Origin of the sequence: Polaromonas aquatica (assembly GCF_042659145.1) — a bacterium.
GTDB lineage: Bacteria > Pseudomonadota > Gammaproteobacteria > Burkholderiales > Burkholderiaceae_C > Polaromonas > Polaromonas aquatica.
Map to the genome: position 1 here is coordinate 333,489 of NZ_JBHSRS010000018.1, position 24,235 is coordinate 357,723.

The 24,235-nt window shown below is 63.2% G+C and carries 17 protein-coding genes; 9 read left to right on the forward strand and 8 right to left on the reverse strand.

The genetic code is table 11. The features are described from left to right. Positions 1 to 13: 13 nt before the first annotated feature. From ACFQND_RS10025 to mltA, 4 genes are all read right to left on the reverse strand, one after another. Positions 14 to 1,177: an ABC transporter substrate-binding protein gene (locus tag ACFQND_RS10025; RefSeq protein ID WP_371437184.1), complete on the reverse strand. Its 1,164-nt coding sequence runs from the start codon at positions 1,175 to 1,177 to the stop codon at positions 14 to 16. Positions 1,178 to 1,333: 156 nt separating this feature from the next. Then, the gene (locus tag ACFQND_RS10030) at positions 1,334 to 1,849 is read right to left on the reverse strand and encodes a MarR family winged helix-turn-helix transcriptional regulator (protein ID WP_371437185.1); all 516 of its coding nucleotides are present in this window, start codon (positions 1,847 to 1,849) and stop codon (positions 1,334 to 1,336) included. 164 nt (positions 1,850 to 2,013) lie between these two features. Further along, on the reverse strand, positions 2,014 to 2,343 hold the full coding sequence (locus tag ACFQND_RS10035) for a hypothetical protein (RefSeq protein ID WP_371437186.1): 330 nt from the start codon (positions 2,341 to 2,343) through the stop codon (positions 2,014 to 2,016). Between the two features lie 33 nt (positions 2,344 to 2,376). Continuing rightward, on the reverse strand, positions 2,377 to 3,579 hold the full coding sequence (gene mltA / locus ACFQND_RS10040; RefSeq protein ID WP_371437187.1) for a murein transglycosylase A: 1,203 nt from the start codon (positions 3,577 to 3,579) through the stop codon (positions 2,377 to 2,379). On the opposite strand from mltA, the gene ACFQND_RS10045 reads away from it, so the two are divergent. Beyond that, positions 3,527 to 3,670 (forward strand): hypothetical protein, encoded by a 144-nt coding sequence (locus ACFQND_RS10045; protein ID WP_371437188.1) that lies wholly within the window; start codon positions 3,527 to 3,529, stop codon positions 3,668 to 3,670. The genes mltA and ACFQND_RS10045 overlap by 53 nt on opposite strands. A 166-nt stretch (positions 3,671 to 3,836) precedes the next feature. On the opposite strand, the gene ACFQND_RS10050 is transcribed toward ACFQND_RS10045, so the two are convergent. The 4 genes from ACFQND_RS10050 to ACFQND_RS10065 all read right to left on the reverse strand — a co-directional run bounded on the left by ACFQND_RS10050 (position 3,837) and on the right by ACFQND_RS10065 (position 11,776). Then, positions 3,837 to 4,466, reverse strand: a complete 630-nt coding sequence (locus ACFQND_RS10050) for a response regulator transcription factor (RefSeq protein WP_371437189.1) — start codon at positions 4,464 to 4,466, stop codon at positions 3,837 to 3,839. 32 nt (positions 4,467 to 4,498) lie between these two features. Next, positions 4,499 to 6,559, reverse strand: coding sequence for a nitrogen regulation protein NR(II) (locus ACFQND_RS10055; protein WP_371437190.1), 2,061 nt, complete (start codon positions 6,557 to 6,559; stop codon positions 4,499 to 4,501). Between the two features lie 26 nt (positions 6,560 to 6,585). After that, positions 6,586 to 7,404, reverse strand: a complete 819-nt coding sequence (locus ACFQND_RS10060; protein WP_371437191.1) for a carbon-nitrogen hydrolase family protein — start codon at positions 7,402 to 7,404, stop codon at positions 6,586 to 6,588. 235 nt (positions 7,405 to 7,639) lie between these two features. After that, a complete protein-coding gene (locus ACFQND_RS10065; RefSeq protein ID WP_371437192.1) occupies positions 7,640 to 11,776 on the reverse strand; it encodes a YhdP family protein in 4,137 nt (1,378 codons plus the stop codon). Between the two features lie 130 nt (positions 11,777 to 11,906). Between ACFQND_RS10065 and glnE the strand changes: the two genes are divergently transcribed. The 8 genes from glnE to ACFQND_RS10105 all read left to right on the forward strand — a co-directional run bounded on the left by glnE (position 11,907) and on the right by ACFQND_RS10105 (position 24,210). Then, positions 11,907 to 14,657 (forward strand): bifunctional [glutamate--ammonia ligase]-adenylyl-L-tyrosine phosphorylase/[glutamate--ammonia-ligase] adenylyltransferase, encoded by a 2,751-nt coding sequence (glnE, locus tag ACFQND_RS10070; protein WP_377413307.1) that lies wholly within the window; start codon positions 11,907 to 11,909, stop codon positions 14,655 to 14,657. A gap of 103 nt (positions 14,658 to 14,760) precedes the next feature. Further along, positions 14,761 to 15,507, forward strand: coding sequence for a CerR family C-terminal domain-containing protein (locus ACFQND_RS10075; RefSeq protein ID WP_371437194.1), 747 nt, complete (start codon positions 14,761 to 14,763; stop codon positions 15,505 to 15,507). Next, on the forward strand, positions 15,504 to 17,036 hold the full coding sequence (locus ACFQND_RS10080; protein WP_371437195.1) for an efflux transporter outer membrane subunit: 1,533 nt from the start codon (positions 15,504 to 15,506) through the stop codon (positions 17,034 to 17,036). The genes ACFQND_RS10075 and ACFQND_RS10080 overlap by 4 nt, the downstream gene beginning before the upstream one ends. 45 nt (positions 17,037 to 17,081) lie before the next feature. Next, entirely contained in the window at positions 17,082 to 18,293 is a 1,212-nt protein-coding gene (locus ACFQND_RS10085; protein WP_371437196.1) for an efflux RND transporter periplasmic adaptor subunit, read from the forward strand. A 9-nt stretch (positions 18,294 to 18,302) separates the two neighbouring features. Further along, positions 18,303 to 21,428, forward strand: coding sequence for an efflux RND transporter permease subunit (locus ACFQND_RS10090; RefSeq protein ID WP_371437197.1), 3,126 nt, complete (start codon positions 18,303 to 18,305; stop codon positions 21,426 to 21,428). 66 nt (positions 21,429 to 21,494) lie between these two features. After that, positions 21,495 to 22,541 carry an SDR family oxidoreductase gene (locus ACFQND_RS10095; RefSeq protein ID WP_371437198.1) on the forward strand — a complete coding sequence of 349 codons (1,047 nt, stop codon included), beginning with the start codon at positions 21,495 to 21,497 and terminating at the stop codon, positions 22,539 to 22,541. Positions 22,542 to 22,701: 160 nt separating this feature from the next. Further along, entirely contained in the window at positions 22,702 to 22,938 is a 237-nt protein-coding gene (locus tag ACFQND_RS10100) for an acyl carrier protein (protein ID WP_371437199.1), read from the forward strand. Positions 22,939 to 22,959: 21 nt separating this feature from the next. Next, the gene (locus tag ACFQND_RS10105) at positions 22,960 to 24,210 is read left to right on the forward strand and encodes a beta-ketoacyl-[acyl-carrier-protein] synthase family protein (RefSeq protein WP_371437200.1); all 1,251 of its coding nucleotides are present in this window, start codon (positions 22,960 to 22,962) and stop codon (positions 24,208 to 24,210) included. The last annotated feature ends 25 nt before the right edge of the window (positions 24,211 to 24,235 follow it).

Below are 24,235 nucleotides of genomic sequence, written 5' to 3' on the forward strand. Positions count from 1 at the left end.
GCGTTGAACGGGCTTATTTGCCCGGGTCCTTGACGGCCTTGATCTTGTCGATTTCGATGTTGTAGAGCTGGCCGCCCTGGCGCTCTACCTTGCGGATATAAACGTCCTGCACGATGTCGCGGGTTTGCGCGTCGATGGTGATGGGGCCGCGCGGGCTTTCAAAGGACAGGCCCTTCATCGCATCGACCAGCGCCTGGCCTTGACCCTGGCCTTTGGTTTTTTCCAGCGCCTTGTAGATCACCGCCATGCCGTCGTAACCGCCGACGGCCATGAAGTTGGGCCGCATGCCCTTGTTGGCGGCGTTGAAGTCCGCCACAAACTTTTTATTCACGCTGGAATCATGCGCTGCCGAGTAATGGAATGAGGTCACCACGCCCAGCGCCGAATCGCCCATCTCATTGAGCAAATCATCATCAGTGATGCCGCCATCACCGATCAGCTTGATGCCCACCTTGTCGAGGCCGCGCTCGGTGAACTGTTTCATCAATGCCGCACCAGGGCCGGAAGGCACAAATACAAACACCGCCTCGGGCTTTTCATCACGCACGCGCTGCAAAAAGGGCGCGAAGTCCGGATTGCGCATGGGCACGCGCAGCTCGGCCAGCACCTTGCCGCCCGATGCCTTGACCTTCTCGGTGAAGTTCTTTTCAGCGTCGAGGCCGGGACCGTAGTCGGACACCAGCGTCACGAATTTGGTCATTTTGTTTTTCGAGGCCCATTCGGCCATGGTCGAGGCGCTCTGGTACAGCGTGTAGCTGGTGCGCACAAAAAATGGCGAGGTGGCGACAACGCTGGAAGTTGCCGCCGCCATGATGATCGCAGGCGTTTTGGATTGCGTGGCTATCGCACCGGCAGAAAGCGCGCTAGGGGTGAGGCCGAAGCCGGCAATCACACTGACCTTGTCATTGACGATCAGCTCCTGCGCCAGGCGCTTGGTGCCATCGGGCACGCCGGCATCGTCCTTCAAAATCACCTCGACCTTGCGGCCGGCAACGGTGGAGCCGTTCTGCGCCATGTAGAGCTTGACGGCGGCTTCGATCTGTTTGCCGGTGGAAGCGAACGGGCCGGTCATCGGCAGGATCAGTCCGACCTTGAAGGGCTCGCCCTGTGCCATGGCGCCGCCGGACAGGGTGGCAATTGCGCAGGCTGCGGCGCAAAGGAAGAAACGCTTTTTCATGAGTCTGTCTCCATTCGTGAGGTTGGTACTGGCAAGCTTGGGGCACGGCATGCGCATGCACCCGGCAATCCCGGGCACGCTAATTCCGCATACTGACTGTCAATCAGTGTACTGAATGAGAACTTCCCAAACAAGCCAAAAAATTCAGGGTTTTCCCTAGTCCCTGGCCTCGCTGCGCTGCAATGGCGCCCGACTTTGTTCGTTGTTCAGGTGCACAAATTTCTTGAGCAGGCGCATGAATTCCTTTTTCTCCGCAGGCTCGAGGCTGGCCAGTATGCGGTCGCGCAGGGTGTGAACGGCAGGCACCATGGCGTTCAGCGCGGCCTCGCCCTCCGCCGTCAACGACAGGCGGCGCTGGCGCCGGGCGATGACTTCGCGGTGTATCCAGCCCCGGCTTTCCAGCCGCACGGCGATGTCGGCCGCCGTGGATTTGTCCAGCGCCACCAGCCCCGCCAGCGTGACCTGGTCAATGCCCGGCGACTCCTGGAGCATGCGCAAAATCGAATACTGGATGGGCGTGACATCCACATTCATGGTCTCGAAAAACATGGACACCGCAATCTGGTTGGCACGCCGGATCAGGTGCCCCGGCTGCTCGAACAAATCCATCAGCAGGTTCTCTTCCGCCGTGGCGGCCGTCTCTTCGGGTGTGATTTTTCGCTTGGTGCTCATGGCGGATATTGTGCGGCAGGAAGCCGCGCAGAAATCCAGTCCAGTGCCATTTTTAAGCAATTCATGGCCACGGCCGGCATCAGTCGCCCGCTACCAGCTATGAATTAGATAGCAATCAGGTGCAGGTGGACCTGCGCATCATGCGCAACGTCACAGCATCCGCGTCAATCGCGCACACAACGCACCACCAGCGGCAGCAGGGGGTAGCGCAGGATCGCTTCGCGCCCGCTGGCACCCAGTCCGAACTCTGCGCGCATGCGCGGGTTGCTGTAAACGGATTGTTTGTCGCCTATGCCGCCGGCATCACGGTACAGCACGTCGTAGCCGCGCGAGCCGTCCAGCACCGCCGTGTTGTCTATAAAACGGGCCGTGAATTCAACGCCCGCTTCGCAGCGGTACAGCGGTGCCTCTGCATTCCAGCTGTTGCCTGCGCAGCCGGCCAGGACACTGCAGCACAACAGGCCGAGCGCTTTTGCAGATGATGATTTTTTCATTCGGCCTCCCGGGTGCTTGAGGATTCAGGATTTCTACTTCGGCCAGAGCACCCAGAGGTTCAGGGGCTGGTTCATGCGGGAGGCGAACTCGCCGGCTTCCGCACCGGTGCCCGCAAAATAGTCGGCCCGTACCGCTCCCACAATGGCGCTGCCGGTATCCTGCGCAAACACCAGCTTTTGCAGGCTGACGGTATTGCCGCGGGACGCCAGCCAGACCGGCGTGCCGTAGGGAATGCTGCCGGGGTCCACCGCAATCGAGCGGCCCGGCGTCAGCGCAACACCCTGCGCGCCCCTGGGACCAAATGCCGCATCAAAAGCGTTGAGCGGCTCTTCACGGAAAAATATATAGCGCGGATTGCTCCAGAGCATCTGCTGCACACGTTGCGGGTTTTGCGCGGCCCAGGCCTTGGTGGACTCGGCCCACGGCGCGGCCATCCTGCCCGCGCCCTGGTCCAGCAGCCATTGCGTCACGCTGCGAAAAGGCTGGTCATTGGAGCCGGCAAACGCGACGCGCACCAGGCGCTGGGAGCCGTCGGCTTCAGCCACACTCAGGCGGCCCGAGCCCTGGATGTGCAGCACCATGGCATCCACCGGGTCTGCCAGCCAGGCGATTTCCCGCCCCTTGAGGGCGGCGCGCGCCTCAGGCAGGGTGTCTATCTCCTGGCGCGAATACCAGGGTTTGCGGCTGCCGTACCCCAGCGGCGTTTTGTACAAAGGCACTTCGTAGCCGGCGCCCGCTTGCCGGCTGGCCTTGAGCAGCGGCTCGTAATAACTGGTCAGCAAACCATCGGCCTGGCCCTGTATCGACTCCACACGAAAGGGCTGCAGCCTGGCCAGCATCCAGGCACGCTGCTCCTCGCCAGACGCAATGCTCAGGCGCCGGACATCGGCACACAAGGGCGCAAAGACCGGCCCGGGCCGTTCGCAGCTTTTAAGCCAGGCATTCCAGGCTTCAAACAGTTGGTCGTCATCAAAACCCGGCAGCTCGGCCCAGCGCACCGGCACCCAGCGGCTTTTCCCCTGGAGCATGGGCGGCGGCAGCGGCGCACCGTCGTCCCGGCGGGCGGGGACGGCCTGCGGCTCAGCCTGGGGCGGCGTGTAGACCGGCCCCACCGCGCAGGACACCAGCACAAGGGTGGTGGCGATAATCGCCGCTGTCTGTACAACTCTTTGAAGGCGTGTCATGGTCCTGCTGTTGCTGGAAGCCCTGGGGGCATTGGTTTTACTGGTGTTCATTGTGTGGTGGACGATGTTCTCGGGCCGCAAAAATGGCGAGTTGAAAAATGATTCGCAGGACAAGCAACCCGACCCGGCGGACAAGGCCTAGTACTGCAACCTGGAAGTAGCGAAACAAGGTGAAAACGATGGATTCGCGCCCAGGGCAAGGCGCAAACCGCAGTGAAGGCCGTGCGCCTTCACAAGGGTTGCAACGCCGCCATGGGTGTGAAGGCGCGTTTTCATGTTTCGATATTTTCGGGTTGCAGTACCAGGCGCTACGCAAGATCACGCAGCAGATTGGCCAGCTCCACCGCCGATTTGACACCCATCTTGTCGAAAACGCGTGCGCGGTGAACTTCCACCGTGCGCACGCTGATGTCCAGCTGGTCGGCCACCAGCTTGTTGGGCAAGCCGCCCACCACCAGCCGCATCACGTCCCGCTCCCTGTCGGTCAGGCCGTCCAGCCGGGCCTGCAGCCCGCTCGCGGTATTGTGCTGGGCCAGCGCCGAGGCGGAATGCTGCAATGCCTGTTCGATGCGGTCGACCAGCGCATTGTCTGAAAAAGGCTTCTCGCAAAAATCAAAGGCTCCGCGCTTGACAGTGGCAACGACTGTCGGCACATCGGCATGGCCGGTGAGAAAAATAACCGGCAGGGTAGGCTGCAGGCCGTAGTCAATCAGCTTGTCGAACATCGCCAGGCCACTCAAGGCCCCCATGCGCACATCCAGCAGCACGCAGGACGGCGACTGGACCGAAAAATTCCCGGAAATCCGGGCGTCAAAGGCTTCCGCGCAGTCAAAAGACTCGCTTGGCAAACGGCGCGATCGCAGCAGCCAGGCCAGCGCATCCCTGACGCCCGCATCGTCGTCAACTATATAAACCGTGGCATTCTGGATAGGCTCCATGCTTACTCCTGTCCGTCATTTTCCTGACGGGCTTAATTTTTTCCGGGCGGCGGCGCCACCGGCAAGGTAAAACTGAAAATCGTACCGCGTGGCTGGACCGCCTCATACCCGAGAAAACCGCCATGCTGCTCGATCACGGTACGGCACAGGTTCAGGCCCAGTCCCATGCCCTCCACCTTGGTGGTGAAAAACGGCGTAAACAGCTGCTCGGCCACTTCCGGGGAAATACCCTCGCCCAGGTCAATCACCGCGAACTCGACCCAGCTGCTGTGTTCGTTGGACGCCGCCGGCCTGACACGCAGGGTCAGGACGCGGGCGGCGTTGCCCGAGCCTGGCTGTACCTGAGTATCCTGCATGGCCTGCATGCCGTTGCGCGACAGGTTCAATAGCACCTGCTCCACCATGGTGCGGTCACACAACACCGGCGGGCATGACGAATCCACGTCGATGGCGACGGTGACCGACAGCTTGCGCGCCTGCAGGCTCACCAGCGGCATGACAGCGTCCAGCAGGGCGCGCGGCGGCACCGCTTCGCGGGCCTGGTCGCGGCGGCGCACAAAGTCGCGCACGCTCTTGATCACCTTGCCGGCGCGTTCCGCCTGCTCGGCAATACGGCTCATGGCCTGCTGCAGGTCATTTGAAAGATGGCCGGCCGGCGCATCCAGCGGCCAGTCGCCCGCAGCCTCATCTTTCATCAGGTTAAGGGAGCCCGTCGCATAACTTGAAATCGCGGCCAGCGGCTGGTTCAGCTCGTGGCTCAGCAACGAAGCCATCTCTCCGATCATGGCCAGGCGGGCCGTGGCCTGCAAACGTTCCTGGCTGGCGCGCGAAAGCTCCTCCACACGGCGCTGCTCGCTGACATCAAGAATGGCGCTCATCCAGCCGGTGTGCTTGCCGACCGCATTGATCAACGGGGCTTCCATGATGAGCACGGGAAAACGCGTGCCGTCAGGCCGCATGAACACCGATTCATGCCCCTCCCTGGGCAGGTTGTTGCCGGCCAGGCGTATGGCCTGCCGTTGCTGGTAGGTGTCGGCCATCTCGGGCGGCCAGTAAGGCGAGGGAAAACTCTGGTTCAGCAAGTCCTTGGCATCCACGCCCACCATCTCGCAAAAAGCCGGGTTCACATAGGTGATCCGGCCGGACAGGTCGCGGGCACGCAAGCCGGTCACCACCGAGTCCTCCATGGCCTTGCGAAAAGCCAGCGCTTCGCCGAGGTCGTGCTCGACTTTCAGGCGCCGCCGCATGTCGCGCGCCAGCAGGAACAGCACGGCCATCAGGGCCAGGGACATGGCCGTGACAAGCGCCGTCAATACATTGGGGAAAAACGCAGGCGTTCCCTGGCGGCTTTCAAGCCGCAGCACCAGCGTATTGCCGGGCAGGTCCAGCAGTTGCTGCGCGACATAGATGCGGCTTCCGCGCGACGCCGTGCCGTACAGCGCCAGGCGCGTGCCATCCGCCTCGGTGAACGAAAGGCTTTGCCCGCGGGCCACCTGCTTGCCCACAAGTTCGGACAGTACCTCCTGCAGGGAATAGGTGGCGACGATATAACCCGAGAGACGGCCGGCCACCATGATGGGCATGCACATGTCCAGCATCTCGAACCCCAGGCCGTCCGGCTGCGGCATGAAGTAGCTGGTGGAGTAGGCGGCACCGCTCAGGCGGCGCGCCGTGGTGCATGCCAGGCTGACATCCGCCTGCGTGGTCTCGCGCCCCAGGCGCTCAAAAACAGGGCTGCGGTAAGGTGTGTCCGCGTAAACGAGTGTCTTGAGGGACTCGCTGCGCCACTCAAGGCGCATGATCTCGCGATGCTCGCGCATCATGTCGGCAGCAGGAAGATGCCAGGTGTCCGGCGTGCGCTCACTGGACTGCAAGGCCTGGAAGCCCTGGATGTTGCGGGTCAGCCCGGCACGAATGTCCGTGACGGTTTCAGCCGCATCCGCTTCAAGCCGGCTTTGTATCTGGCTGGCCTCATAGCGGCCTGCCAGCCACACCAGCGTGCCGAGCAGCGTCACCAGCAGCGCGAGCAGCAAGATCCAGAGTATCGATCGCCGCAAGCCGACATGGCTGCTTGCCCATTTGAGGGCGGCCATGCCGCTGAACCTTGATGGGGAAGGCTTCACAGCACACCATGGTTCAGGGCCGGCAAGCGCAGGCGCTCGGCCTCCAGCCGCGCCTTGAGCAGTTCGGCCATCACCACGCCCGGTCCTTCGGCCTGCTGCGCCAGGATCTGCCCCCAGGGGTCCACCACCATGCTGTGGCCCCAGGTGCGCCGCTTGTTTTCATGCGTGCCGCCTTGCGCCGATGCCAGCACGTAGGCCAGGTTTTCAATGGCGCGCGCGCGCAGCAGTATTTCCCAGTGCGCCTGGCCCGTCGTGAACGTGAAAGCGCTGGGCACCAGCAGCAGATCGGCCTTGAGCGCGCGGTACAGCTCCGGAAAACGCAGGTCATAACAAATGCTCAAACCGATCCGCCAGGTGCTGCCGTCCCTGGAGGGCAGGTCAAAAGTCACAGGCTGCCGGCCCGGCTGGAGCACACGCGACTCATCGTAACTTTCCCGGCCATTGTCAAAACGGAAAAGGTGCATCTTGTCGTAGCGCGCCGTGCATTGACCGGTGGGTCCATACACCAGGGTGCTGTTAAAGACCTGTTTGACCGGCGCCTCGGCCGCGCCCGTTGCAAGCGGCACGGTTCCGCCCACGATCCACAACCCGAGCTCATGCGCGCACCGGCCCAGGAAATCCTGCAGCGGCCCCTGGCCCGGCTGCTCGGCGAACTGCAGCTTGTCCGTATCCTTGAAGCCCAGCATGCAAAAGTACTCGGGCAGGACCGCAAGCTCGGCCCCTTGTTGCGCAGCCTGCTCAAGCAGACCCCGCGCAGTATCGAGATTGGTGCGGATGTCCGCCGAGGACACCATCTGGAGTGCGGCGACTTTCATCCTAGAAACAGCAGTTGGATGCGCCCGGGTGCGCAGTGATCGGCGTGCCAGGCAAGGCGCGACAACACCGTGGGCTCCTGCCCACAAGGCGGAGCAACGCCGCATGGTGCGGCGAGCGCTGTGCAATCGGGTGCATAGCGCTGCCATCCACAAGGTGAACTGGATCGAAGAGGGGAAAGTCAGTAGTCATACAGCCTTTCTGAAATTGACGAGCGGTCAACTGCTGTTTCTAGGATCACGGCTTGCGCTCTACTTTCGTGATTTTGGGGTCGGCCCAGCTGCCGTCAATATGAAATTCCTGCGTGGTGGCCTGGATCAGCGGACGGCGCAGGAAATACTGCGCCAGGAAACTTCCCAGGCCAATGGCCGGATTGATAACCGTTGCAATCAGCGAGGCCGTTCCGGCGTTGATCTCGGGCACAACCACCACCTTGATGTCCTGCGTTTCCCTGGCAATGTCGGCGCTGCCTTCCATCAGAACGGCAGCGTTCACGCCCTTCATCTGCAGGTTGTTCGTAGCGGCCACACCCTGGTTGATATTGACGTCGCCACGTACAAAATCAAATGCAAAACCTTCCGAGAATACGTCACGGAAATCCAGCGTCAGGCGCCGCGGCAGGGACTGCAGGCTCAACACGCCAAGCAGCTTGGCAATACCCGGGTCGGCCTTGAGAAACTGGCCCGACTCGATGTTCACGTTGAACTGCCCGCTCATGCTGGGGTAGTCCAGGCTCATCGGCGAGCCTATCCAGGCCACCTGGCCTTCCATCTTTCCCTTGCCGCGCCGCACCACGTCGCCCATGCCAAACCGCCTGAGCAACTCGCCGGAGTCGGCAATGTCCAGCTTGAAATTCATCACGGTCCGCCGACGCTCGACGGCGCCGCGCTGCCGCGCTGCGCTTGCCTGTGCATTCACGGCCACCCAGTTGCCGGTTGCCGTCAGCACTGCTTCCGGCATGGTGATATTGAGTTTGTTGAGGCGCCACTCCCGTACGCCGCCCTCGCGGGCAATGACCGATGCGCCGCGGTTCACCGCATCAATCTCAACACGACCGAGTTTCTTGCCGCGCAACTCCAGGTCATCCACCACCACGTCAAGGGCGGGAATATTGGCCGGCTGCTCATCGAGAATGGTTTCCACATCACTGGCCGTGCTTTGCCCCAGGTTCAGGCGCGACAGGCGCGCAAACACACGTCCCGCGCCGGCCCCTCCGGGCTGGCGAAACTCGACATAACCATTGAGTTCGGTGGCATCGATATTGGCACGCCAGTTCAGGCCTTCCCGCGTCCCGCCAACCACCACATTGTTCAGCCTGTGGCCTTCCATCTGCAGTTCCCTTGCGCGTATGGCCATCTGCGTCGGCAGGTAATTCAATGACGCGCCGGAAAGGAGAGGGCGGCCTGGCGCCGCTGGCGTTGACACGGAAGGCCCCCCGCTGCCGGGAGCTGACAGGGCCTTCTCCCATGCATCCAGGTCCACCCTGGCAAGGTTGATGTTGGCCGCCACGCCGCTGTCGGGCAAAGGCACGGACTCGCCGGGCTCAAGCCCGACACTGATGCCGCCCCGGACAACCCGGGCCTGCTCACCACTGACATCACGCACGTACACAACCGAGGCAATGGACCCCACCGTCAAGGCCAGTTGGTCCTGCAGTTTCTGTCCTGGCGCCAGGGATTCGCGCAGCAATGTGTTTTCGAACCGCAGGGGCATGGCGGTTTCTGCGCTTTTGTTCAATGGCGCCGGCAAGCTCAAGGCCATGCCCTGCAGGTTGCTTGACACCACGACCTCGGTCACCCCGCGCCTGAACCCGAGCGTCGCCGAATATGCGGCACTGCCGCTGGCGTTTTGCGCCAGATGGGCCGCAAAACCCAGGTCCTTCGCCTGCCGCAGCCCCTCGGCCGTGAGTGTTCCCTGCGCCTTGAACTCGATATTGCCGTCCCCCCGCTCGGCATTGCCTCCGGTCGCCGCGGTACGCGACGGCGCACGCATGCCGCCCTCGAACCGGATATCGCCGCCCAGCATGCGCGCCTGGGCTGCCACAACGTTAAAACCGGTTTCGCTGAAAGTCACCACGCCCTTGAGGCGCGCCAGCGCGGGCGACGCCGGGGTGAACTGCACATCATTGCCCGGCAGGGAGACCGTCCCCTGCACCCGGGTTTTATCGACGGCATGCAGCGGCAAATTCAGGTGAAAACCGTAGTCGCCAGATCCGCTGGCAACTGCTTTTGCGAGCGCCTGGCCGGTCATGCCGCCTATGGGGGAGGCATTGACAAAACCCAGCGCGTCGGCCAGCGGCCCCTTGATGCTGGCGCCCAGGTCCAGCGTGGCGGAGTGCATGAGGTCAGGGATACGCGCATCGGCTTTCACCACCTGCAGGCCGGCCAGGCCAGCAACCCTGGCGCTCGCGCTGTTGACCTCCAGTGCAGCGCGATTGAAGACCAACTCACCCTGAACATCCGTCAACACCGGCCAGGACTGCGCGTCCTTCGGTTGCGCCGATGCAGGAACATAGGCGAAAGTGCCGTTTTTGACTTTGGCGGATACCTTGAACTCGCCCTGCGCCGGGTCCGAAAAAGGGATGTGGTCGACCGGCCCCTTGACCCTGAATTTCACATCGCTGACTGCGCCCTGCACAACCGCATCGCGCACATAGTGGCGCACGCCGTCCGGCAACACCAGCGGCAGGTAGCGGTGAACCCGGGCGCCGTCCCCGCGGCTCAGGCTTCCCTGCAAATCCAGCACGCCCAGGGAGGTCCCGGTGCCCGACTGCCAGCTGGCCTGCGCCACACCCTCCGCATCCGTACTGGAAAACTTTATATTGCGCAATTGGGTGTCTATATTGCCGTCCGCCAGCTTCCACTGGGCGTCCAGCGACAGTTTGTCCAGGACGATGCGCGGGTCTTCAAAAACACCCGGCAAATCAAGTGCCCCCCGGCTAATGCTGACCGTAGCCTTGCCGCCGGCCTGCGTCACGTCAAAATCAATGGCGGCCCCGCTCACGCCAGGGCGGCCCGGGTGTTCATGGGCCTGCGGGTTTGAAAGGGTTCCGGCTGCCACACCGGGATTGGGCAAGGATGCCAGCTCAAGTCCTGTCGCCCGGCCCTTGGCCGCAAAAGTCACCGCGCCCTCAACTGCTACCTGCCAGCGGGCCTCTATGGTTTCAACCAGCCCCTTGGGCGCATAAGACGCGACCAGTGCATGGGTTGAGGTACCGAGTGGCAAACGGTTGGCAATCTGGGCCACGGCGGCAAGGTCAAGATTGTCGGCTTTCAGTTCGTTTTGCTGCGCTGTTTGCCCTTGCGTTCCAGTGTGAACCAAAGCCAGGTTGCCGCCCGGCCATTGCAGGCCGTCTTTGGTGCTGAAACGCAAGCCCTCCGTGCTGAACTCGAAGCCATCGGCCAGTTGCCGCCCGGCAAAACGGCCCATCACCGACTCCAGCGCCAGCGGTTCAAGTGCTTTGCCCAGTTGGGCATCCACCTCGGCCAGCGCCACATCGGCCGTTGCGCCCGTGACCTGCCCCCTGCTCACGTCAGCCCAGGCGCGCAGGCTGCCACTGCCGGTCCGAAGGTCCACACCCATGGTGTCCAGGCTGGCGTAGTCCTTGATGCGGGAAACATCGACACGGCGGAACTCCGCATACATCTGGCCCGACCAGTTCATCCACTGGCCCGCATCGCCGGAAAGCAGGGGTTGCCTGAAAATGCCGCGCAGGCTGAAGCGCTCGCCCCAGCCAGGCGGGGGTGTGGCATCCAGCCGCATCAGGTGGCGGCGATGCCCGTTGCGCAGCACGGCATCAACCTGGCTCAAGGCCAGAGGGGGAGCACGGCGCAGCTCATCAGTCCAGCGCACCGTGCCGCCCTTGATGGACAGCTCGGCTTGCGAAAAAATCCAGTCGGCAGCCGCGTTGCCGCTTTGGTTCTGCGAGACATCCAGGCCACCGACGTATATTTTGCCGTCGGCGGCCCGCCGGATTTCAAGCGCCGGCTGGTCGATAAAAAGCTGCTCGAACCCCATTCCCCAAAGCGATGAAGGCGATAACGCGGCCAGCACGCGCGGCAGGCGCAAGGCTTCGCGCCCCTGCATGTCCAGCAGTACCACATCACGCAGCTCGAATGATGGAATCAGGCCCCCGGATTTGGCGGATATCTCGCCAATGCGGACAGTCACCCCCAGGGTTTTACTGGCTTCCATTTCAAGGCGCGGGCGAAACTCCCCGATTCGCGGCACAATCCAGCCGTGAAGCACAGCCCAGCTTGCGCCAAAGAGCAGCCAGGCCGCCACCGTCAGCCAAAGCAGGATGCGGGCAATGCGGGCCAGCCAGCGCATGCGCTGCGGCGCCATGTTTTGCAGGCTTGGCAAGAGGGAAGTCATCTGAGTCATTGGCAGGAGAATTATGACCGTCAGCGCAACTGTCCTATCCAGGAGTCACCGTGAAGTTTTGTGAAGTAGTGTGATGTCCTCGACCCACCACAGCCCTGCCAGCCCTCACCCAATGACCCCGATGACGTCAGGTGCATCCGCTTATTCGCGTTTTGTGCAGCGCATACAGCGCCGTTACGCCAGCCAGATGGGCCTGCTGCCGGAAGGCGCGCCGGTACGCGCCGGCATGGAACACTGCCTGCAGGCCTTGCTGGCGCAGGGCCTTGAAACCGGTGCAGCCCTGCGTGTGCTGCGCCAGCTGGTGATGGAGCGGCTGGTGGTGCTCGACTGCGACGGCGACCCCGCAAACCAGGCCGCGCTCACGGTGGTGACCCGTGCCATGACCGAGCTGGCCGAGCTGGCGCTTGACGTGGCCACACGCACATCCCGGGCGGCCCTGGAAGAGTTGCACGGGCTTCCCCAATGCCCCGATAACGCAGGTGCACCGGCCAGCGATGCCCAATTGTGGGTTGTAGGCATGGGCAAGCTGGGGGCGCGTGAACTCAATGTCTCCAGCGACATCGACCTGATTTATATCTACGACCACGATGGTGAAACTTCCGGCCGGCCTGACGGGCGCGGCAGGATTTCCAACCACGAATTCTTCGCGCACCAGGTCAAGGCGATCTACGGCCTGATAGGCGACACCACGGAACACGGTTTTGTGTTCCGGGTTGATCTGGCACTGCGGCCCAACGGCAATTCCGGGCCGGCCGCCATTTCGCTCAATGCACTCGAGGAATATTTCCAGGCGCAGGGCCGCGAATGGGAGCGCTTTGCATGGCTTAAAAGCCGTGTGGTGGCGCCGCTCGAATGCATACAGAACGGCTCCGCGCAGGCCTTGCGCGGGCTGATACTGCCTTTCGTATTCAGGCGCTACCTCGACTACAACGTCTTTGATTCCCTGCGCACGCTGCACCGGCAAATCCGCGAACACGCTGCCAAGCGCTGTGCGGGCCATCCCGAGCGCGCCAACGACGTCAAGATCTCGCGCGGCGGCATCCGCGAGATTGAATTCACCGTACAGCTCCTGCAAGTGGTGCGCGGCGGGCAGTTTCCCGAACTGCGCACCCGGCCCACCGTGGACGCACTGGGCCGCCTGGCCCATGCCGGCCTGATGGCACAGGAAACGGCCGATGCGCTGGCTCGTGCCTATGAGTTCCTGCGCCGGGTGGAACACCGCATCCAGTACCTGGACGACCAGCAGACCCATGTCCTGCCGACCCGGGACGATGACCTGAACTGGATTTCACAAACCATGGGTTACAGCGACTGCTGCCTGTTCCTCGGCGAGCTGGATGCTCACCGCGAACTGGTCGCGCAGGAGTTTGACAAGCTGCTCGGGGGCAAACCCGCATGCAAGGGCTGCGGCAAGGCGGCCGGATCGAACGGCTCAGCGCCCCTGCAGCTGGACGACCTCCTCGACAACCTGTCGGCGCAATGGCCCAGCCAGTTTCGCGCCCGCGTGGCCCTGTGGCGCAAACACCCCAAGGTGATGGCACTTCGCGATGATTCGCGCGCCCGCCTGACACAACTGGTGCAGCGTACCGCCTTGTGGCTGGGCGAAGGCACGGTCACCGAAGAAGCCGCCCTGCGCGTGATTGACTGGATAGAGCCCCTGCTGCGGCGCGAAAGCTACCTGGCGCTGCTGCTGGAACGCCCGGCAGTGCATGTCCGCCTGTTGCGCCTGCTGGGTGCCGCGAAGTGGCCTGCACGCTACCTGCTGCAGCACCCGGGCGTGATTGACGAACTGGCCAGCGACGCGCTGCTGCATGAACGTTTTGACCGCGCGGCCTTCGCCAAAGAATTGCAACTGCGCCTGGCATCCCTCAAACGCACCGGTGAAGACGATGAAGAGGCCTGCCTGAACCTGCTGCGCCGCGCCCACCATGCAGAGGTCTTTCGCACCCTTGCCAGGGACGTGGAAGGCGTGCTCACCGTGGAACAGGTGGCAGACGACCTGAGCGCGCTGGCGGAAGTGATCCTGGCCGTCACCACCGACTGGTGCTGGCAACGCCTTAAAAACAGGCACCGCGAGAGTCCGCAATTCGCCATCATTGCCTACGGCAAGCTGGGCGGCAAGGAACTGGGCTATGGCAGCGACCTGGACATCGTGTTTGTTTATGAAGACGAACACGAGCAGGCTGCAGAGGTCTATGCGGCCTTTGTGCGCAAGCTCATCAACTGGCTGACCGTCAAAACCGGCGAGGGCGACCTGTTCGAGATCGACACCGCCCTGCGGCCCAACGGCAACTCCGGCCTGCTGGTCACCAGTTTTGAGGCCTACACCCGCTACCAGCAGCAACGCGGCAGCAACACCGCCTGGACCTGGGAACACCAGGCCATGACCCGCGCCCGTTTTGTACTGGGGGAAGAACCCCTGCGCGAACGCTTCGAGCAGGTCCGGGAAAGCGTCATCACTGCTCCGCGCGACGCTGCGCTGCTGCGCGACGAGATCGTTTCCATGCGCGAAAAAGTCCGTGCGGCCCGCCCCATCAAGGGCGACAGGTTTGATGTGAAACACAGCACGGGCGGCATGGTGGATGCCGAGTTTGTGGTTCAGTTCCTTGTGCTGTCGCAGTCCGCGAAGCACCCCGAACTGGTGCAGAACATCGGCAACATCGCCCTGCTGCAATGTGCCGAGGCCGTCGGCCTGCTGCCGCAAGGCGTGGGCCAGCAGGCCGCCAGCGCCTACCGCGAGCTCAGGCGCGTGCAGCACCGTGCACGCCTGAATGAAGAGCCTACGCAGGTCGACCCGCCGGAACTGCAGGCAGAACGCGACGCCATCAAAGCGCTGTGGACTGCTGTTTTTGGCTCCTGGTCCTCGATTTAGTTAAATCAAACGATTGATTCATGTGCTTTAATCGGGCGCATGCGTGCAGCGCCGGGCCGCCCCAAGCAAGCGCGCACCGCAGTGCAAAGCACGAAGGTATCCAATGAATGTATCTCCTCGCCTGACATCCCCGCCGGCCTCCACGGCAACGCAAGCTGCGGGCCGCAAACAGCGCTCGGACGGTGCCGGGGCCAGGGCGCAACTCCTGCAAACTGCGCTCAGGCTTTTTTCAGAAAAGGGTTTCTCCAAAACCTCGACGCGCGAGATTGCACAGGCCGCCGGCGCGAACATCGCGGCCATCAGTTATTACTTCGGCGACAAGGCCGGCCTGTACCGGGCGGTTTTCACCGAGCCCATGGGCAGCGTGGGCGATGACATCGCGGTTTACAACCAGCCGCACCTGAACCTTCACCAGTCGCTTGAGGGCTTCTTCAGCAGTTTCCTGGAGCCGCTGCAGCAGGGCGAACTGGTGCAGCTCTGCACCCGCCTGCATTTTCGCGAGATGCTGGAGCCGACCGGCCTCTGGGCTGAAGAAGTTGACAACGGCATCAAGCCCGCGCACGCGGCGCTGGTCGAGGTGCTGTGCCGCCACCTGCAACTCGGCAAGGCCGATGATGACGTTCACAGGCTGGCCTTTTCCATCGCCGGGCTGGCGCTGCAGCTTTTTATCTGCCGTGACATCGTTGAGGTGATCCGGCCGCAACTGATGGACAAACCCCAGGCCATAGACCAGTGGAGCAGCCGCCTGGTGAGTTATGCAGAGGCCATGGTCGACACCGAGGCCGCCCGCCGCGGCAAGGGCCCCGGGCCAATGGGCACAGCGCCACGCAGCAGGAAAGCCAGTTCATGAGAAGACCAGATACCTCCGGCCGCCGCTACGTGCTGGCCCACGTGCTTGGGTTCGGCGTGGTGCTGGCGCTCGCAGGCTGCGCCGCGACGGCACCGCCCGCAACGGTTCCTGTTTCAGCACCGCCGCAATGGTATGCCCCGCTGCCGCCGGGCACCACCACACCCACAAGCAGTGTCACGCCCAGCCTGCCACACAACGGCAGCCTGACAGGCTTGTCTCAGTGGTGGCAGCAGCAAAACGACCCGCTGCTGGTGGAACTGATTGAAGCCGCCCAGGCCGTCAGCCCTTCGGTGATCACGGCGCGCTCAAATATCGAACAGGCGCAGGCAACCCGCGCCTCGTCGGAGGCGGCCCTGCTGCCCACGCTGGACGGCACCGGCGGTTTGAGCCGCAGCCAGTCTGCCCCCATCAACCGGACCATCGTGGCGCCGCCGACAAACCTGGCCCAGCTCGGTCTGCAGACCAGCTGGGAGCTGGACATGTTTGGCCAGAACCGCGCCAGCCTGGAGGCCGACAAAGAACGCCTGCAAGGCACCGAGGCCATGTGGCACGATGCCCGCGTCTCCGTCGCGGCGGAAGTCGCCAACCAGTATTACAGCCTGCGCGCCTGTGAAAAACTGCTGCTCATCGCACGCGCCGATGCCCGTTCCCGCGCTGAGACGGCGCGCCTGACAGGCCTGATGACCAGGGCCGGATTTGAAGCCCCCGCCACCGCCGCGCTGGCGCGTGCCAGTTCGGCAGAAGGCAACAGCCGGGTGACGCAGCAGCAGGCCCAGTGCGAAGTGGATGTCAAGGCGCTGGTTGCATTGACGGCATTCGCCGAACCCGCACTCCGGCAGAAACTGGAACAGGCACAGGCCGACGTACCCCAGCAAGGCATTGCCGAGATCTCCAGCATTCCGGCGGAAGTCCTTGCCCAGCGCCCGGATGTCTTCAACGCCGCACGCGAACTGACTGCCGCCAGCTTTGAGGTCGGCAGCGCACGTGCGCAGCGTTATCCGCGACTCAGCATCACGGGTTCCGTCACCACCAACCGGGCACGGGCGCGGGCCTTCAGCCAGAACTTTGACACCTGGTCCATAGGACCACTGGCGCTGACGGTACCGCTCTTTGACGGCGGGGTCAGCCAGGCCCACCTTGAGGCCGCCAAGACCCGCTACGAAGAGGCCGCCGGCAAATACAGGGCCACGGTGCGGCAGGCCGTGCGGGAGGTCGAGGAGGCTCTGGTCAACCTGCAAAGCACCACCGATCGCGGTGGCGATACGGTCGTGGCGTCAGAAGGCTACCGCGCATCCTTTGCCGGCACCGAGGCCCGCTACAAGGCCGGCCTGGCCAGCCTGGTCGAACTGGAAGAGTCGCGCCGCACGCTGTTGTCGGCACAGGGCGCGGTGGCCAACCTTGAGAAAGAACGCAGAAGTGCATGGATAGCGCTTTACCGCGCGCTGGGTGGCGGCTGGACCGTCTCGGCACCGCCAGCCACCCCCATGGTGTTTGACATCCCGGCATCGGCCCTGCCGTCCTGGCCCTGAATTGCAACCGTCCCGCCCCAGCAAGCTCCCTGACCCATCACCCGTATGAAACAATTCGAACTCAAACGCAAACCGGCAGCTATTGTTTTGATAGCTATTGCCGCCCTGGGATTGGGGGCTACGACCATTTTTTCCACAAAATCCGGGGCTGCCGACGAGAAAAGGAACACACCCAAACCGGCGCTGACGGTTACCACGGTATTGCCCAGCCAGACCAGCCTGCCCATCAGGCTGTCCGCCAACGGCAACATCACGGCCTGGCAGGAGGCCCTCATAGGCAGCGAAGCCAACGGCCTGCGGTTGACGGAAGTCCGCGCCAATGTCGGCGACACGGTGCGTGCAGGCCAGGTGCTGGCCGTCTTTGCACTTGAGTCGGTCCAGGCCGAGGTCGCACAGGGCCGCGCCAGCATGGCAGAAGCCGAGGCCAATGCGCTGGATGCAGCCGGCAATGCCGAAAAAGCCCGCACGCTGCAAGCCAGCGGCGCCCTGAGCGAACAGCAGATCAACCAGTACATGACGGCGGAAAAAACCGCCAAAGCCCGTCTCGAAGCGGCCAGGGCGACCCTGGCTGTGCAGCAGGTGCGGCTAAAACAGACCCAGTTGCTCGCGCCGGACAACGGCGTCATTTCCGCCCGTACGGCCACCGTGGGTGCGGTTGTGGGCGCGGGCACGGAACTTTTCCGCATGATTCGCGGCGGACGGCTGGAATGGCGCGCCGAAGTCACCTCCAGCGAACTGGGCCGCCTGAGCGCCGGCACGGCGGCAACCGTGGTCGCAGCCAATGGCGTGGCGCTCAAGGGCAGGGTGCGCATGATTGCGCCCACCGTCGATCCGCAAACCCGCTCCGCGCTGGTGTATGTGGACCTGCCCAACCCTGTCGGCAAGCTCGATGCGGCCCAGGTTCCGGTCAAGGCGGGCATGTTCGCCAAGGGCGAGTTCGACCTGGGCTCGTCAAACGCGCTGACCATACCGCAGCAGTCCGTGGTGATCCGCGATGGATTCAGTTATGTGTTTGCGCTGGGTGCCGGCAACCACGTCAGCCAGGTCAAGGTGCAAACCGGCCGGCGCCTGGGCGACCGGGTGGAAGTGATCTCCGGCCTCAAGCCTGATGCAGAGCTGGTGGCCAGCGGCGCGGGCTTCCTCAACGACGGCGACCTGGTGAACAAGGTAGCCGCCCAGAACCCCGAAAACACCCAAAAAACAGAGCCAAACAAGGCCACGGCCACCGCACCTACTGCGCAACCAGCTATCAAATAAGGAGCAGTCATGAACTTCTCCTCGCTCTCCATCAAGAACCCGGTCCCGGCGATCATGCTGTTTGTGCTGCTCACGCTGGCAGGCCTGCTGGCCTACCGCTCCAGCGCGGTGCAGGACTTCCCCGACATCGAACTGCCCATCGTGACCGTCATCGCCTCCTTGCCCGGCGCAGCCCCGGCGCAGCTGGAGACCGAGGTCGCACGCAAGATCGAGGATTCGGTCGCCTCGCTGCAGGGCGTTAAAAACATCTACACCAGCGTGCTCGACGGCTCGGTAGATGTCACGGTTGAATTTATCCTGGAAAAACAGCTGTCCGAAGCCGTGAACGATGTGCGTGATGCAGTCGCCCGCGTGCGCGCCGACATGCCCAGCGAGTTGCGCGACCCCTCGGTCACCAAGGCATCGACCGCCGGGCGTGTGGTGCTGACTTTTGTTGCAGCGCCGGCGCCGTCCCGCGATGGCAGCAAAAGCCAGATAGATGACCAGGATTTGAGCTGGTTTGTAGACAACGCCGTGACCAAACGGCTGCTCAATGTGCCCGGTGTAGGCGCGGTCAAACGCATGGGCGGCGTTACGCGCGAGGTCCGGGTTGAGCTGGATGCTGAAAAAATGGCGGCCCTCAACGTAAGCGCCATCGATGTATCGCACCAGTTGAGGCTGGTTCAGCAGGAAGCGCCAGGCGGGCGCGGCGACGTCAGCGGCGCCCAGCAATCTGTGCGCACGATTGCCACCGTCAAGACCGCAGCCGAACTGGCCCGGCTGGACCTGCCCCTGGCCGACGGCCGCCACATCCGGCTGGACCAGGTGGCCAAGGTTGAGGACACCGTGGCCGAGCCGCGCTCCATGGCCACGCAGGACGGCCAGAAAGTGGTGGGTTTCGAGATTTTCCGCACCAGGGGCGCAAGTGAGGTTGAAGTCGCCAAGGGTGCGCGCGCCGCCGTGGCAGAGCTGCAGGCAGCCAACCCCAACATCGTGCTCAAACAGGTGATTGACAACGCCCAGCCGGTGCAGGAGAACTTTGAAGGTTCCATGGAGCTTCTGTATGAAGGCGCCTTCCTGGCCGTGCTGGTCGTGTGGTGGTTTTTGCGCGACTGGCGCGCCACGCTGGTGGCCGCAGCCGCCCTGCCGCTGTCGGTCATCCCTACATTTCTCGGGCTCCAGTATTTCGGCTATACCCTCAACACCGTGACCCTGCTGTCGCTGGCGCTGGTGGTCGGCGTACTGGTCGACGACGCGATCGTGGAAATTGAAAACATCTCGCGCCACCTGCGCATGGGCAAGACCCCCATGCAGGCCGCCATGGAAGCCGCCGATGAAATCGGCATGGCGGTGATTGCCACCACCTTTGCGCTGGTCGCTGTGTTTTTGCCGACCGCCTTCATGGGCGGCATACCGGGCCTGTTCTTCAAGCAGTTTGGCTGGACGGCGGTGCTGGCGATCCTGGCCTCACTGGTGGTGGCGCGGCTGCTCACACCCATGATGGCCGCCTACATCCTGAAACCCACAACCCACCGGGAAGAAAGCGACAGCTGGCTGATGCAGCGCTACATGCACACCATGAAGTGGTGCCTGCAACACCGCCTGGTCACCGTCACCGCTGCAGCCCTGTTTTTTGCGGCGTCGATCGCCCTGGTCGGTTTGCTGCCCACGGGTTTTGTGCCGGCGGCAGACCGGGCGCAAACCCAGATCAATATGGAACTGCCACCCGGCAGCACGCTGGCAGAGACCAGCCGCATCGCCGAGCAGGCCCGCCAGGCGGCGATGCAGGTCAAGGGCATCACCGGCGTATTCAGCTCCATAGGCGGCGGCTCCAGCGGCGACGAATTCGCGCCCGGTGCGGCCGCGGAAGCTCGCCGCGCCGTGCTCACACTCACCACCGTGCACCGCAACAACCGTTCAGAATCCCTGCCGGCCCTGGAAACACAGATTCGCCAGAAGCTGGATGCCATCCCCGGCGCCCGCTTTAACGTCGGGCCGCCCGACACCGGCGTGAAAATGCAGCTCGTGCTGCGCAGCTCGGACCCGGTGGCGCTGTCCGAGTCGGCGCAAAAGGTGGAGCGCGAACTGCGCACCTTGCAGGGCATAGGCAATGTGAGCTCCAGCGCGGCCCTGGTGCGTCCCGAGATCATCGTGCGGCCGGACTTTGCGCGCGCGGCCGACCTGGGTGTCACCGCTGCCAGCATAGGTGAGACGGTGCGGGTGGCCACCGCCGGTGACTACGACACCAGCCTGCCCAAGCTCAACCTGTCGGAACGCCAGGTGCCTATACGCGTCAAGCTTCCCGATGCCGTACGCGCCGACCTGTCGGCGATTGAACGCCTGACCGTACCCGGCAAACACGGCCCGGTGATGCTGGGCAATGTCGCCAGCGTCACCATGGAATCCGGCCCCGCGCAAATCGACCGCCTCAACCGCAGCCGCAACGTGACGCTGAATGTCGAGCTCGGGTCCCGGACCCTGGGCGAGGTCAATGCCGAGGCCCGCGCCCTGCTGTCCATGAAAAACCTGCCGCCGTCCGTGAAGATTGCCGAGCTGGGCGACGCCCAGGAAATGCAGGCGCTGTTCGCCAGTTTCGGCCTTGCCATGACGATTGGCGTGCTGTGCATCTACGGCGTGCTGGTCTTGCTGTTCAAGGACTTCATGCAGCCCGTGACCATTCTGGCGGCCTTGCCGCTGTCGATAGGCGGCGCCTTTGTGGCCTTGCTGCTCACCGGCAAGGCCCTGTCCATGCCGTCCATGATAGGCCTCATCATGCTGATGGGCATAGTCACCAAGAACTCCATCCTGCTGGTGGACTACGCCATCCTGGCGCGGCAGGCGGGCCTCGGCCGCTTTGACGCGCTGGTTGATGCCTGCCACAAACGCTCGCGCCCCATCATCATGACCACCATCGCCATGGGCGCCGGCATGACGCCGCTGGCACTGGGCTGGGGCGCCGACCCGAGCTTTAGATCCCCCATGGCGATTGCCGTGATAGGCGGGCTGATCACCTCCACCTTGCTGAGCCTGCTGGTCGTGCCGGCCGTATTCACCTATATCGACGACCTCGAGCACTGGCTGGGCCGCATCGTGAAGCGCAAGCATCCGCAGGACAAGGCCGGCAAGCCCGGAACCGAGGCGCACGCAGGAACCTGAACGCTGGATGCCGCCCGCTTATAGGCACGCTTATAATTTGGGGCTTCGCACTTCAGAGTGATTCACATGCAAAAACGCGTACTGCTTTCGGGCGCAACAGGCCTGATAGGTGGCGAGTTGATGCTTATCCTGGCCGCCCGCGGCATCCAAAGCACCGCCGTCGTCCGGGCCCGGGATTCTGCCGGGGCCAGGGAGCGGCTGCTGGAACGGCTGCAAAAAAGTGTCTTGTGGAAACCCGAGTTCGCCGACAAGGTCGGAGCCGAAGCCGGTGACATCGAAGCGCCCAACTTTGGACTGAGCCCCGCTGTCATACAGGCCGCCGACGTGATCCTGCATTCGGCTGCCAGCACGTCCTTCAAACCCGACGCGGGCGTTTACCCCATCAATATCAAGGCTGCCGAGAACTTCGCCGGCATCCTCAAAACCCTCAAGCCCTCACAACGCGGTTTTTTTGTCGGCACCGCTGCCGTGACCACTGAGCCGCGCGGCGTGATCACCGAGGATATGCCTTTTGCGGGTTACGCCAACGACTACATCCGCTCCAAGCGCGATGCCGAAAAGCTGCTGCGCGCAACCGGTGTGCCCTTCGTCAGCCTGCGACCCGGCATTGTGTTGTCCCGCGGCATCGATGACGCCAAACTGGCCCGCAACATGTTGTGGTCGATTCCCGTGATGGCCGAACTCGGCGAGGTTCCGCTGGAGCCGCTGGCAAAGCTTGACTTTGCACCCGTCGATTTCATTGCCGGCGCTTTTGCGGAAATGCTGCTTAAAAACGACCTAGCGCACGACTGCTACCACGTGTCCACCGGCGAAGCGTCCATGACCTTCCAGGCCCTGGCCGAGGAACTGACACTCACGATGCCGGGCATCAAGAAGCTGATCATGCGTGGCCGCGACTATGTTCCCGTGCCGAAATTCGCCCGCCAGCGCTGGATGTTTGCCTCCCTGCAACCTTATTTGCCTTTTCTTACAGCCGATGCGGTATTCAGCAATGCGCGCTTGCGTGCTGAAATTGGAACGATTGCCGATGCGCCGCCTCCAATCAGCTATCTGGGCGAAATGCTGGGCACTTTCAGCCTGTCCGATGCGGTAAAGCAGATGTACACACCTTAATCCGTCTCGCCGGTAGTCCGTTAATCTGCCCGCGCGTTGTCTAGTGATAGGGCACACCATGAAGGTGCGCTCCAGTGTAAAGAAATGTTAAGCTACAGGGCTATTGTGGTGATGCTACGGTGCCGAGGCGCCTTTGGGTTTTGTTCCGATGAATTCTGATTTGATTAACCTTTTTGCCGAGACCTTCGGGATATCCGAAGACAAGTTGTTGCCCGGGGCAACGCTGGAAAGTCTCGGGCTGGACTCCCTGGCCGTGATTGAATTCCTGTTCCAGATCGAGGACAAATTCGGCATCCAGATCCCCGACCAGGCGAATCCGCCCCGCACGCTCGACGAAATGGTGCAGCTGATAGCCCCATTGCTGCCAACCCCTCCTGCGGGCACACCCGCTCCCTGAACCTGCCTTGCGGCCTGCCAGATGACTGCCTTGCGTCGCGTCGCCATCACCGGTCTGGGTATCGTCTCTCCTGTGGGCACGGGCTGCGCCGCCTTTTTTGAGTCCCTGCTGGCAGCCCGCTCCGGTATTCGCGCCATCGACGTGGCATTTCCAACCGGCACCGAAAGCGTGCTGGCAGGCGATATCGACTTCCATCCCGATGCGCACTTTGCAAAAGCCAAACTGCTGACCATGGACCGCGTCAGCCAGCTAGCGCTGGTGGCGGCCCGCGAAGCCATGCAGCAGGCGGGCCTGGGCGATCCTTCGACCTGGGGCGGTCTGCAGCCTGAGCGTTTTGGCGTGTCCATGGGCACGGGCAGCGGAGGCGCCGGCTCGCTGGATTCGGCCTATACCGCCCTGCTGGAGCAAAAGGTCGCACGCCTGCGCCCCATGACCGTGGTGCTGGCCATGAACAACGCGACGGCCGCGCATTTGTCCATGGAATTTGGACTGAAGGGCCCGAACAGCACGGTATCCAACGCCTGCGCCTCGTCGGCAACGGCCATCGGCGACGCCTTCCGGCAGATACGCCACGGTTATGCCGACGCCATGCTGGTGGGCGGCGCGGAAGCCCTGCTCAACCGCGGCACCATCAAGGCCTGGCAGGCCATGCACACGCTGGCCAGGCCGCACGCCGATGGCCCGCAGGCCTCCTGCCGGCCTTTCTCGAAAGACCGTACCGGACTGGTGTTGTCGGAAGGCTCGGCCATGCTGGTGCTGGAAGACTGGGAAACCGCCAAACGCCGCGGCGCCACTATCCTGGCCGAACTCGCAGGTTATGCCTCGACCACCGACGCGCACCACCTGACCCAGCCGGAAGCGCAAGGGCAGGCCAGCGCCATGGTGCTGGGCCTGCAGGATGCGGGCCTGAACGCAGCAGACATCGGTTACCTCAACGCCCACGGCACCGCCACGGAAGTCGGTGACGTGGTGGAAACCAATGCCATCCGGCTGGCATTTCAGGGCGCCGCCGATGCCCTGCCCGTCAGCTCCACCAAAGGTGTGCACGGGCATTCCATGGGGGCTGCAGGCGCCATGGAGTTTCTTGCCAGCGTGATGGCCTTGCGCGTCGGGCAACTGCCGCCCACCGCTTTCCTTGAAACACCCGATCCGCGTTGCGATCTCGACTACATACCGCTGCAGGCCAGAGACAGCAAGGGACTGCGCGCGGTGATGTCCAATTCTTTCGCCTTTGGCGGCTCCAACTCGGTGCTGATCGCCAAAACTGCCTGAAGCCGGGTAAGGCGAAGCGCAGACA